The sequence below is a fragment of the Tropicimonas sp. S265A genome (genome assembly GCF_049800835.1).
GTDB lineage: Bacteria > Pseudomonadota > Alphaproteobacteria > Rhodobacterales > Rhodobacteraceae > Dinoroseobacter.
Genome location: NZ_JBNAFU010000005.1, coordinates 144,877 through 157,094, shown reverse-complemented (window position 1 = coordinate 157,094; position 12,218 = coordinate 144,877). Strand labels below are relative to the sequence as shown.

Genomic DNA, 12,218 nt, shown 5'->3' with positions numbered 1-12,218 from the left:
TCATGCCGCGATGCGCCCGTGGCTGAGGTGAACGCGCCGGTCAAGTTTCGCGGCCAAACGGGCTGAATGCGTGACCATGAGCAATGCCGCATCCGTTTGTGCGACCAGATCCTGCATCAGGGACAAAACGGTGTCTGCGGTTTCCTCGTCGAGATTTCCCGTGGGTTCGTCTGCAAGAACGACGGTCGGTCTTCCGGCAAGCGCCCGGCCGATCGCGACACGCTGCTGTTGGCCACCCGAGAGCTGCTCCGGATAGCGCCGATCCAGCCCCTCTAGACCCAGTTTGTCCGACAGCACCTTGCAGTGCATGGCGTCGTGGGTTCCGGCCAGACGCGCCTGAAAGGCAATGTTGTCGGCGACGTTCAGAGACGGAATCAGATTGAACTGCTGGAACACGATCCCGAACTTCTCGCGACGCAGCGCGGCCCGCCCGGCATCGTCCTGAGACATCAGATCCGTGTTGCCCAGCATGACCCGACCTGCATCCGCAACCTCCAACCCGCCCGCGATGTGCAGCAAGGTGCTTTTGCCAGAACCACTTTCCCCGGTCAGCGCCACGCTTTCGCCCGGCGCCACGCTCAGGTCTATGCCACGCAGTACATCAACCTGCCCGTCACTGGACGGGAAGGATTTATGAATACCTGTCAGAACCAATGCCATGACTGCATCTCCTTGCGGTGCAAGCTAGGGCGTACCGCGGGCTTGTGCACCCGCCCTTGTGGCCTGAATTGCCGCAGGCTAGCGTGCCGCGTTGCCCCTGATCCGGACTTTCGGTGTGCCATGACCCTGTCGATGTCAGACTTGATGCTCTATGCGGGCGCGCTGTTTGTCCTGTTCCTGACCCCCGGTCCGGTCTGGCTGGCCCTCACGGCGCGGGCGGTGTCGGGCGGATTTCGGGCCGCCTGGCCCCTTGCGCTGGGGGTGATGGTCGGGGATGCGCTGTGGCCGGTGCTGGCAATCCTCGGGCTTTCGTTTGTCGTGCAAACCGTTGACGGCGTGATGGTGGCATTGCGGCTGGTCGCATCAGCGGTTTTCATCGGCATGGGGGCGCTTCTGATCCGAAATGCGGACAAGGCAATCGCCTCGGACAATCGGCTGACGCGTCCGGGGATGTGGGCGGGGTTTCTTGCAGGCATGGCCGTGATCCTCGGCAACCCCAAGGCAATCCTGTTCTACATGGGAGTGCTTCCGGGCTTCTTCGATCTGGCGAATGTGACCACTTCGGACATCTGGGCAATCGCTGCGATTTCCATGGCCGTACCGCTGATCGGCAACCTCATTCTGGCCGGTTTCATTGACCGCGCCCGCCGGATCATCACCCGCCCCGGCACGCTCAGGCGGGTCAATGTAATCTCTGGTTGGCTGCTGATAAGCGTGGGTTTGGCAATTCCCCTGTCCTGACCCCATATCTTGTGTCTTCTACGTGACAACCGCCCCCAGCGCTTGTATAAATGTCCTAACAATAATCAGGAATTCTCGCATGACCGAGACCGCGAACGCGCAGGGCGAATACGACGCCGAATCTATCAAAGTTCTCAAGGGGTTGGAGGCGGTCCGCAAGCGCCCGGGAATGTATATCGGTGATACCGATGACGGCTCTGGACTGCACCACATGGTGTATGAGGTCGTCGATAACGGAATTGACGAGGCTCTGGCCGGTCACGCGGACTTCGTGAACGTCAAGATTCATGCCGATAACAGCGTTTCGGTGCGCGATAATGGCCGTGGGATTCCGGTGGATATCCACCCCGAGGAAGGCGTCAGCGCGGCCGAAGTCATCATGACCCAACTGCACGCCGGCGGTAAGTTCGACAGCAATTCCTACAAAGTGTCCGGCGGTCTGCACGGCGTCGGCGTGTCAGTCGTCAACGCCCTGTCCGACTGGCTGGAACTGCGCATCTGGCGCGATGGCAAGGAACATGTCGCGCGATTCGAGGGGGGCGAAACCGCAGAGCACCTCAAGGTTGTCGGTGACGCCGGGCAGGAAACCGGCACCGAGGTGCGCTTTCTTGCGTCGACCGACACGTTTTCTGACCTCGATTATGTGTTCAAGACACTGGAGACGCGCCTGCGCGAGCTGGCATTCCTGAACTCCGGCGTGCGCATCATCCTCGAAGATGAACGACCGGCAGAACCGCTGCGATCCGAGCTTTATTACGAAGGGGGCGTGCGCGAGTTCGTCAAATACCTCGACCGCTCGAAAACCGCCGTCATGGAGGAGCCGATCTTCATAGACGGCGAGAAGGACGGCATCGGGGTCGAGATCGCGATGTGGTGGAATGACAGCTACCACGAAACTGTCCTGCCATTCACGAACAACATTCCGCAGCGCGACGGCGGCACGCATCTGGCGGGCTTTCGCGGGGCACTGACCCGGACCATCAACAACTACGCAGGTTCCAGCGGGATCGCGAAAAAGGAAAAGATTAACTTCACCGGCGACGATGCTCGCGAGGGTTTGACCTGTGTGCTGTCCGTGAAGGTGCCAGACCCGAAATTCAGTTCCCAGACGAAGGACAAACTGGTCAGTTCCGAAGTCCGCCCTGCCGTTGAAGGGCTGGTCAATGAAAAGCTCGCCGAATGGTTCGAGGAAAACCCGACCGAGGCGCGCCAGATCGTCGGCAAGATCGTGGAGGCCGCCCTGGCGCGCGAGGCCGCTCGCAAGGCGCGTGAACTGACCCGGCGCAAGACCGCGATGGATGTCGCAAGCCTGCCCGGCAAGCTGGCCGATTGTCAGGAAAAGGACCCGGCGAATTCGGAACTGTTCCTCGTGGAAGGTGACAGCGCGGGTGGATCGGCCAAACAGGGCCGGTCGCGGCACAATCAGGCGGTTCTGCCCCTGCGCGGCAAGATCCTGAACGTGGAACGCGCGCGGTTTGACCGGATGTTGTCCAGTCAGGAGATCGGTACTCTGATCACCGCGCTTGGCACAGGTATCGGGCGCGACGAGTTCAACATCGAAAAGCTGCGCTACCACAAGATCGTCATCATGACGGATGCCGATGTGGATGGCGCGCATATCCGCACCCTGTTGCTCACGTTCTTCTTCCGCCAGATGCCCGAGATTATCGAGGGCGGGTACCTCTACATCGCGCAACCACCGCTCTACAAGGTCGCGCGCGGCAAGTCGGAGGTGTACCTGAAGGACCAGTCCGCACTGGAGGATTACCTGATTGCGCAGGGCATCGAAGGCGCGGTTCTCCGCCTGCCCACCGGCGAGGAAATCGCAGGTCAGGACCTTGGTCGCGTGGTCGAGGCTGCGCGCGCGTTCAAGCGTATTCTCGACGCCTTTCCAACGCACTACCCGCGTCAGATCCTTGAGCAGGCCGCTCTTGCAGGCGCGTTCGATCCGGGCCGCGCAGACGCGGACCTGCAAGCTGTGGCCGACGAGGTCGCCGCACGGCTGGATCTGGTCGCCGTTGAATATGAACGCGGTTGGGAAGGTCGGATCACGCAGGATCACGGCATCCGCCTGAGCCGTGTCCTGCGTGGCGTTGAAGAGCTGCGCACGTTGGATGGCGCGGTTCTCCGCTCGGGCGAGGCGCGCAAGCTGTCCTCGGTCAGCCAGGAAAGTCGCGACGTCTACCGCAACCCCGCCAAACTGATGCGCAAGGACCGTGAGACACCGATTCATGGTCCGATGGAATTGCTGCGCGCCATTCTTGAAGAGGGCGAAAAGGGTCTGACCCTTCAGCGCTACAAGGGACTGGGCGAAATGAACCCCGATCAGCTTTGGGAAACCACACTGGACCCCGAAGCGCGCACGCTGTTGCAGGTCAAGGTCGCGGATCTGGCAGACGCCGACGACATCTTCACCAAGCTCATGGGCGACGTGGTGGAGCCGCGTCGCGCCTTCATCCAGCAGAACGCGCTGAGCGTGGAGAACTTGGATTTCTGAGGACGTGCTATTTGGTCGGGCTGAGAGGATTCGAACCTCCGACCCCCTGCTCCCGAAGCAGGTGCGCTACCAGGCTGCGCTACAGCCCGACCGAATGGCCGGGGCGTAGCGCTTTCTCGGGGCGTTTGCAAGCGCTGTGCACGTGATTTCAATCGGTGTCGCAGGCGGCGTGTGAGGGCTGGTCGCCACGGGGCCAAAACGCTAGAGCTTGCGCACCATGTCGTCTTCATCGCGCTTTGTGTATCTGCTCACGTCGATACCGTTGTTTGTGTTTCTGAACCTCGCGCGGGTCCTCCCCTTTCGCGCGCGGGTGAAACTTGGTGGGCTTTTGTTCGGGTTTGCTGCCCGCGTCGTGTCCCCGGTGCGTGCGCGAATTCTTGAGAACGTCAAACTTGCCCGGCCCGAAATGGCGGACGCCGACGCACGCCGGTTCTGCAGCGCCGTTGGCACCCAGATCGGGCGCACCCTGACCGAGATCCTGTTCGGAGAAGAGCATCAGAAAAAGCACCTGCCTTTTGCCGTGTCCGGCCCCGGTCTTGCCGCGATTGAGGCCGCGCAGGAAGCCGGTCAGCCGATCTTGCTGATCAGCGCGCATTTCGGGCAATGGGACGCCGCGCGCATCCATTTGCGCGACAAGATGGGGCTTGAGGTCGGAGCGCTGTTTCGCCCTCTGAACAATCCCTATCTGAACGGGGTCTGGAAACGCGGGATCAGTGCGTCCGGCGAGCCGTTGATTCCCAAGGGGCGCGAAGGCTTGCGTGATTTGCTCGCCCAACTGCGCGCGGGAAAGCCGATGGCGATCCTTGCGGACCAGTACCAGATGAACGGCGTCATGCTTCCCTTTCTGGGCCATGACGCGATGACCGCGCTGGCCGCCGCCGAGCTTGCGCTGAAATTCGACGCCGTCCTGGTACCTGTGTTCTGCATCCGCGCAGACGCCGACAACAGGGTGGAGGTAACGTTTCACGCGCCCCTGCCGCACACCACGCCCGAGGAGATGATGCGCGCCTTCAATGAATGTGCATCCGCTCAGATCGGGGCGCATCCCGACCAGTGGCTCTGGCCGCACCGCCGCTGGAAAACCTAAGACCCCTTGGGCGTCGCGGATTTTTCCTCTTCCGACAACAGGCTGCTGATCCTGGGGGCCGTGCCTGTTTCGGGTGGGGTACGCGTGCGCAGAACGGGCGTATTCTCGGACGAACTTCCACGGCTCTCCCGCAGGACGATATAGAGGCCTGAGCCGATGACAATTGCCGCACCAATCAAGGTTTCCCGATCGATGGATTCGTTGAACAGCAACACCCCGAAAAGCGACGCCCAGATGATCTGGGAATACTGCATCGGCGCAATGATCGCAGCCTCGCCGGCGCGGTAGGCCTTGATCAGCACCAGCCCGGCAAGAACCCCCAGACCTGCCATCAGACCGACGGCGCCCAGATGCTCAAGCGGCATCGGACGATAGACAAAGGGCAGCGCGGCTCCCATCAGCACGAAGTTTGCCATCATCGGATAAAGCAGCAGGACGACGCTGCGTTCCTCGCGTCCTATCTTGCGCACGATCACCGACGCCAGCGCGCCACTACAAGCTGCGACCAGCGCCGCGATATGGCCAAGCGACAATTCAGTTTGGCCGGGGCGGAGCACCACCAGAACACCGATCAGGCCAACCAAAACCGCAATCCAGCGCCGAACACGCACTTTCTCCCCCAGGATCGGAATCGACAGCACCGTGATCAGCAGGGGCGAGGCAAAGAGGATCGCGTAGACCTGTGCCAGGGGTAGTGTTGCGAATGCGTAGAATGCGGACACCCCGGTGATCACGGCGGCGCCGGTGCGCAGGGCTGTCCACCACGGGTGGCGCGGTCGCAGATTTGCCAATGACGTGTCGCGCATCATCATCAGGATGGTCAGCGGAAAGCTGAACATCACCCCGAAAAACATGATCTGAAACGGCGCGTAGGAACCGCCAAGGGTTTTCACCACGGCGTCGTGCACCGCGAAAATCGCAAAAGCTGCCAGCGCCAGAAGCGCCCCATTGAGGTTCGTCTTGGCCATTGCGGCCGTCTCCGTCGATTGCCCTAGAACACGTCCCGAGACTCAGGGGACCAGCGGGGGGTATCGCAGATTGGGCAAAAATAGAAATGCCGCCCCGGTCAGGGCGGCATGTTCGCAGCGCATGGCTGGTCAGGTCAGAGGCTGGCGTCGAGCGCTGCAATCACGGCGTCACCCATCTGGCTCGTTGTGGCCGGCGTGGCATCGGCCGCCTGCATCAGATCGCCGGTGCGCACGCCACTTGCCAGTACCGCCTCGACCGCGTTTTCAAGCCGTGTCGCCTCGTCGCCCTGATCAAATGAATAGCGGAGCGCCATTGCGAAGCTCAGGATGCAGGCACAGGGGTTGGCCTTGCCCGTGCCGGCAATGTCGGGCGCTGAGCCGTGGACCGGCTCGTAGAGCGCTTTGGGGCGTCCGTTTGCCATCGGGGCCCCGAGCGACGCAGAGGGCAGCATCCCAAGCGATCCTGTCAGCATCGCGGCTGCATCTGACAGCATGTCGCCAAAGAGGTTGTCGGTCACGATCACGTCGAACTGCTTGGGTGCGCGCACAAGCTGCATCGCACCCGCGTCAGCGTACATGTGGGTCAGTTCCACCTCCGGGTACTCGGCCTCGTGAACCTCGGTGACCACATCGCGCCAGAGGATACCGCTTTCCATCACGTTGGCCTTCTCCATCGAGCAGACCTTGTTGTTGCGGCGCTTGGCCATTTCAAACGCAGACCGCGCAACGCGGGCGATCTCGCTCTCGGTGTAGCGCTGGGTGTTGATGCCCACCCGCTCGTTGCCTTCCTTGTGGATGCCGCGCGGCTCGCCGAAATAGACGCCCGAGGTCAGTTCGCGGATGATCATGATATCGAGACCCGCAACGATGTCTTTCTTCAGCGATGAGAAATCTGCCAAGGCATCAAAGCACTGGGCGGGGCGCAGGTTGGAGTAGAGGTCCATCTCCTTGCGCAGGCGCAGCAGGCCGCGTTCGGGTTTGACCGAGAAATCGAGGACATCATATTTCGGTCCGCCAACTGCGCCAAGAAGAACGGCGTCGACCTCCTGCGCCTTATCCATCGTGGCATCCGCGAGCGGGATGCCGTGGACGTCATAGGCCGCTCCGCCCACCAGATCCTCGGACACATCAAAGACGAGACCGCGCTTGGCTCCGTACCAGTCGATGATCTTGCGCACCTCGGCCATGACTTCCGGGCCGATGCCGTCACCGGCGAGGATAAGAAGGGATGGGTTCGTCATCTGTACAAGTCTCCGGTGCGGTGTTCGCCGGATCGGGTATCGCCTTGGGCGGGCAGGGTCAAGGTGCGGGCGGAGTGGCGATATCGACCCAGACCAGCCGGTGGCGAGAGGCTGCCTGCGCGGTCTTTGCAGCGTTGCCCTCGATCGGCCAGTGCACCCCGGCATCCAGCACGCGCAGACCTCTGGCAGGCAGAATATAGTCAACGCGCAAGTTGCCGGGTGCCCCGCGCAGATCGTCTGGCCAGTCCACCGTGTCAAGCATCGCCGGGCCAAGATGTTGGCCGTTGATGCCGCCCTGTTCTGCCGCCGCCCGTGCTCCGCCCTCGGAGGCCGGCCGCGGATCCTGCAACGCCGGGTGGTTGAGCAGCGCAGACACGGCGCCGGATCGTGCCTCGCCGTCCGCCGGGTCCGCGTTCAGCGTGCCCAGCACGACGGCATGTCGGGGCGGTGCGACGGTGCCGCGCAGCGGGTGCCAACCGTTCAGGAAATCGGCCCAGAACCGCAACTGGTCTGCATTGCGGCGTCCGTTTCGATCCTCGGGTCCGTCAAAGACCGGCGGTGTGGCATGGAGGCTCAAGATCTGAATATGCGCGCCGTTGGGCAGTTGCACGGGCACGCGCCAATGCCCCGAAGTTGACAACCTGAGCACTGCCGCTTCTGGCCCGTTCGGCTCAAAGGGCAGGTTTGCGGCGGGAAAGTCAGACCAGAGCAGTTCAGAGAAATCCTCCACCTCGGCATGCTGGATGGGAAAGCGCGACAGAAGCGCCATGCCACCCGCCCCCCGGAATGTTGCAAATCCCTGTGTGTCCTCCGGCTCGCCAAGTCGACCGTCCCTGTCGATATCCAGACCGGTGGGCCGCCCCCGATTTGGTGCCGCGGTATAGGCGTGGGGCAGCGGATGCCCCTGCCGCGCGAGGGTCCTCTGAAAGGCGGTTAGCGCGTGGTGTCCGGCATCATAGTCGAACCCTGAAACGAGAAGGATGTCCGGCGCAACGCCGGTTATGACCGATGCAACAGCAGCAGGTTTTTCCGGCAAGGGGGTCTTGAGCAAGTCCCTGAGCAGCAAGCCGGGGCCGCGCGCGGACAGTTCGGTATGAAAGTAGGCAATGCGCAGTTTTTCCGGCGCTTGGGCGAGCCCCGCGCCACTGCTTGCAGCAAGCAGGAGACACCCGATTAGATGGTTTGCCAGTCTCCGCCATGTTGCGCTGCCAGATCCGCGCGTTCGCGGCGCAGGTTGGCGATCATCGTTGCCACCCGTTTCATCGCGATCCCGCGCATGATCAGACTTGCCGGCAAGAACGCCCAAAACGCCACCATCCAGATCAACGGTTGGGGAGACACGATTTCGCGCGGGTCGAAATAACCGGTTCCGTACCGTGTCACCACCGGAAGGATAAATGGCAAACAAACTCCTAACACGACGTTAATCATTGCGTCGCGATTGAGGCGCGCAACGATGTCCACGCCGAGAGTCGGCTCGAACAGGGGCATGTTCACCCAGACGTTGAAGGCCGCGCTTTCGGACGGCCAGCGGTTGAGGTGCAGCGCCACGATGAACACCGCCAGCATCAAGAGCGCAATCACGTAGCTCAGCCCCACAGCGGCGCGGATCACTTCGAGAACGTCACTTTCGACGACGGGGACGAAGCTCTCCATCACAAGCCGGACGGGGCTGTAGGGCAGATCGATGACATAGCCGACCAGGCGCCCGACAAGCGTGATGAACTCTGTCAGATTGTCAGGCTCAGTAATGCCGCGAAAGATCAGCGACAACATGAAGACTGTCAGAAAAAGCCCCGCGAACCTGAGGCGGTTGAACGGGGCTGCAAAACGAAACTCGACCATGGAAGGGTACCGTGACCCGTATTCGACCAACGTGAACACGGCGGCAAAGATGGAAACAAGGGCCACTGCTTGCGCGCTGTCTTCGGTGATCGTCGGCAAAAGAAGAGAGGGCGTGGTGATAAACAACACCACGAGAAAGGCCCTCGCCAATGCTCCGATGATCCTTGCGATCACTACCTGTTCCTCATGCCCGGCGCCTGCATTGCCGCGTAGGGCAACCTCCGGAAGATACGCACATACCCGCGCATCGTTGGGTAAGTATTAATCTTCAGGGGAATCACGGCAACAATTAACGTTAATGCCCCGTCAACCTGCCGATTTATACAGGCTCGCGTGGCTATTTTACACCGGATGCTTGGATTTGGCGGCGGGTTCCCGCCGATCGCAGGGGGCCGCTGCCCGCTTTGCAGGCAGCGTTTTTTGTTACACCCAGGGACGGGCCTGGGTGGCGTTTTGTTCGAACGCGTCGATGGCGGCAACCTTTTCCATGCTCAGCCCAATGTCGTCGAGACCGTTCAAAAGACAGTGCTTTTTGAATGCATCGACCTCAAACGCGAAGCTCTGGCCATCCGAAGTGGTCACGGTCTGGTTGATCAGATCAACGGTGACGCGCGCGTTCTCGCCCTTGCGCGCGTCTTCCATCAGGATCTCGACCTGATCCTGCGGGAGGACGATGGGCAGGATGCCGTTCTTGAAGCAGTTGTTGTAGAAGATATCCGCAAACGAGGTCGAGATGATCGACTTGATCCCGAAATCCTTAAGCGCCCAAGGGGCGTGCTCGCGCGAAGACCCGCAGCCGAAATTGTCACCGGCGACGAGGATTTCGGCATTCCGGTAGGCCGGCTGGTTCAGCACGAAGTCCGGGATTTCCGAACCATCCTGATTATAGCGCATCTCGTCGAACAGGTTCACGCCGAGGCCGGACCGTTTGATCGTCTTGAGAAACTGTTTCGGGATGATCATGTCGGTGTCGATATTGACCAGCGGCATCGGTGCGGCCACGCCGGTCAGTGTTTCGAATTTATCCATCTTTCATGTCTCCATTGACCACGAAAAGGTGCATGTGGTCGTCATTTCTTGAGCATTTTGGCCAGTTCGGGGTGGGTCTTGAGGAAGAACCCCAACACGATGAAACTGATGCCGTTAAACAGGAACTCCACTCCGAGCAGCACGCCAAGAAGCTGCACCGAAGCGGTTCCGAAATTCGCGAGAATGTAACCCGCCAGCAGGATCGAGAGGGCCCCAGAGATCAACATCGGCCAGAAGAACTGCGTGTCCTTCATCTGGCGCGCAAAGACGATCCGGGCGATGCCGCCGGCGGCCAGAAGGAGGGTAATGAGCAGCGCCAACGAGATCGCGCCCTGAAGCGGGTTGAACATGAACGAGACGCCCAGAAATGCCGCAAGCGCGCCCATGGCGATCGTGAATACCTTGCTGGACGTGCTCTCCGCGCTGAACCCGGCAAGGATCTGCACCCCGCCAGCCACCAGAAACAGCGCGCCCGTCAAGGTTGTCACGGCGATTGACGCGGCAACCGAGTTGCCAAGCGCAAACAGCCCAAACGCGATAGAAAGGACGCCAAGCAGCACCCATTTGAGCCAAGGTTTCATTTTCTCATCCCCTGATTTTCCGGGCCTTCGCGAGGCGCTTACATCATCTCTCGAACGTCGGTCAGCTTGCCGGTGACAGCCGCCGCTGCCGCCATGGCCGGGCTGAGAAGGTGCGTGCGCCCCCCGCGGCCCTGACGGCCTTCGAAGTTCCGGTTGGACGTTGCAGCACAGCGTTCACCCGGTTTCAGCTGATCGGGGTTCATGGCAAGGCACATGGAACATCCCGCCAGCCGCCATTCGAACCCGGCTTCCTTGAAGATGTCTGCCAGACCTTCTTCCTCGGCCTGAGCACGCACAAGGCCCGAGCCCGGCACGACCATCGCGCGCAGACCTTCCTTGATTTTCTTGCCCTTCAGGATTTCGGCCGCGGCTCGCAGATCTTCGATCCGACCGTTGGTGCAGGAGCCGATAAACACGGTGTCGATCTGGATTTCACTCAGCGGTGTGCCGGGTTCCAGCCCCATATACTCCAATGAGCGTTGTGCGGCCTCCACCTTGCCCCCCGTGAAGTCCGTGGCAGCTGGCACCGTGCTGGTGATCGGCAGGACATCCTCAGGCGAGGTGCCCCAGGTCACGACCGGGGCGATATCCTCACCCTTGATCGTGATGACCTTGTCCCATTGCGCATCGTCGTCGGAGTAAAGCGTTTTCCACCAATTCAGCGCGGCTTCGAACTGAGCGCCCTTGGGGGCGTGCGGGCGGCCTTTGACATACTCATAGGTCTTTTCGTCTGGCGCGATCAGCCCGGCGCGTGCGCCGCCTTCGATCGCCATGTTGCAGACCGTCATCCGGCCTTCCATGCTCAGATCGCGGATGGCTTCGCCACAATACTCGATGACATAGCCGGTGCCGCCTGCCGTGCCGGTGGCCCCGATAACGGACAGGGTGATGTCTTTGGCGGTAACACCCGGGCGCAGCTTGCCGGTGATCTCCACCTTCATGTTCTTGGATTTCTTCTGGATGAGCGTCTGGGTGGCCAGGACGTGCTCCACCTCAGAGGTGCCGATCCCGTGCGCCAGCGCGCCAAACGCACCGTGTGTCGCCGTGTGGCTGTCGCCGCAGACCACCGTCATGCCGGGCAGGGTCCAACCCTGTTCCGGGCCGACAATGTGCACGATACCCTGCCGGATGTCGGACACCGGATAATAGTGGATGCCAAAATCCTTGGCGTTCTTGTCCAGAGCTTCGACCTGAATTCGGCTGTCTTCGGTCATCGTGGCGGCGTTGGCGCGGTCCAGCGTCGTGGGCACGTTGTGGTCCGGCACTGCGATCGTTTTGTCGGGTGCCCGCACCGTGCGGCCCGCCATGCGGAGTCCTTCAAAGGCCTGCGGGCTTGTCACCTCATGCACGAGGTGGCGGTCGATATACAGAAGGCAGGTGCCGTCGTCGGCTTCGTGGGCGACGTGGGCGTCCCAGATTTTGTCATAGAGCGTTTTACCGGTCATGTGTCCTCTCCCGGAGATGGTGTGCGATGTCCCAAAACAGGCCCGTACGGGCGGCCGGGCGGCTTATAGATGCGCGCGCACGGACCGCCGGGCGCCGAAAAAGCGCCAAGGGAGTCGGGCCGCG

General features: G+C 61.5%; 11 protein-coding genes and 1 tRNA gene. 3 read left to right on the top strand and 9 right to left on the bottom strand.

Features of this window, described 5'->3' with window-relative positions; translation table 11 throughout:
- A complete protein-coding gene (locus ACP15N_RS13795; protein WP_425092892.1) occupies positions 1 to 660 on the bottom strand; it encodes an ABC transporter ATP-binding protein in 660 nt (219 codons plus the stop codon).
- A gap of 120 nt (positions 661 to 780) precedes the next feature.
- On the opposite strand from ACP15N_RS13795, the gene ACP15N_RS13790 reads away from it, so the two are divergent.
- Together ACP15N_RS13790 and gyrB are read left to right on the top strand one after the other, a co-directional pair.
- Positions 781 to 1,401 (top strand): LysE family translocator, encoded by a 621-nt coding sequence (locus ACP15N_RS13790; RefSeq protein WP_425092891.1) that lies wholly within the window; start codon positions 781 to 783, stop codon positions 1,399 to 1,401.
- Positions 1,402 to 1,480: 79 nt separating this feature from the next.
- Positions 1,481 to 3,898, top strand: a complete 2,418-nt coding sequence (gene gyrB, locus ACP15N_RS13785; protein ID WP_425092890.1) for a DNA topoisomerase (ATP-hydrolyzing) subunit B — start codon at positions 1,481 to 1,483, stop codon at positions 3,896 to 3,898.
- A gap of 12 nt (positions 3,899 to 3,910) precedes the next feature.
- Here gyrB and ACP15N_RS13780 read toward each other — a convergent pair.
- Positions 3,911 to 3,987: transfer RNA gene (locus ACP15N_RS13780), tRNA-Pro, on the bottom strand.
- A gap of 128 nt (positions 3,988 to 4,115) precedes the next feature.
- Between ACP15N_RS13780 and ACP15N_RS13775 the strand changes: the two genes are divergently transcribed.
- Entirely contained in the window at positions 4,116 to 4,985 is an 870-nt protein-coding gene (locus tag ACP15N_RS13775) for a lysophospholipid acyltransferase family protein (RefSeq protein WP_425092889.1), read from the top strand.
- Here ACP15N_RS13775 and ACP15N_RS13770 read toward each other — a convergent pair.
- The 7 genes from ACP15N_RS13770 to leuC form a co-directional block, all read right to left on the bottom strand.
- On the bottom strand, positions 4,982 to 5,953 hold the full coding sequence (locus ACP15N_RS13770; RefSeq protein WP_425092888.1) for a DMT family transporter: 972 nt from the start codon (positions 5,951 to 5,953) through the stop codon (positions 4,982 to 4,984). The two genes, ACP15N_RS13775 and ACP15N_RS13770, sit on opposite strands and share 4 nt — an antisense overlap.
- A gap of 134 nt (positions 5,954 to 6,087) precedes the next feature.
- Positions 6,088 to 7,194 (bottom strand): 3-isopropylmalate dehydrogenase, encoded by a 1,107-nt coding sequence (gene leuB / locus ACP15N_RS13765; protein WP_425092887.1) that lies wholly within the window; start codon positions 7,192 to 7,194, stop codon positions 6,088 to 6,090.
- 58 nt (positions 7,195 to 7,252) lie between these two features.
- Positions 7,253 to 8,245, bottom strand: a complete 993-nt coding sequence (locus ACP15N_RS13760) for an endonuclease/exonuclease/phosphatase family protein (RefSeq protein ID WP_425092886.1) — start codon at positions 8,243 to 8,245, stop codon at positions 7,253 to 7,255.
- A gap of 122 nt (positions 8,246 to 8,367) precedes the next feature.
- Positions 8,368 to 9,213 carry a hypothetical protein gene (locus tag ACP15N_RS13755; RefSeq protein ID WP_425092885.1) on the bottom strand — a complete coding sequence of 282 codons (846 nt, stop codon included), beginning with the start codon at positions 9,211 to 9,213 and terminating at the stop codon, positions 8,368 to 8,370.
- Positions 9,214 to 9,462: 249 nt separating this feature from the next.
- Positions 9,463 to 10,068 carry a 3-isopropylmalate dehydratase small subunit gene (gene leuD / locus ACP15N_RS13750; RefSeq protein ID WP_425092884.1) on the bottom strand — a complete coding sequence of 202 codons (606 nt, stop codon included), beginning with the start codon at positions 10,066 to 10,068 and terminating at the stop codon, positions 9,463 to 9,465.
- Between the two features lie 41 nt (positions 10,069 to 10,109).
- On the bottom strand, positions 10,110 to 10,649 hold the full coding sequence (locus ACP15N_RS13745) for an HdeD family acid-resistance protein (protein ID WP_425092883.1): 540 nt from the start codon (positions 10,647 to 10,649) through the stop codon (positions 10,110 to 10,112).
- 38 nt (positions 10,650 to 10,687) lie between these two features.
- Positions 10,688 to 12,094, bottom strand: coding sequence for a 3-isopropylmalate dehydratase large subunit (gene leuC / locus ACP15N_RS13740; protein ID WP_425092882.1), 1,407 nt, complete (start codon positions 12,092 to 12,094; stop codon positions 10,688 to 10,690).
- Positions 12,095 to 12,218 lie beyond the last annotated feature (124 nt).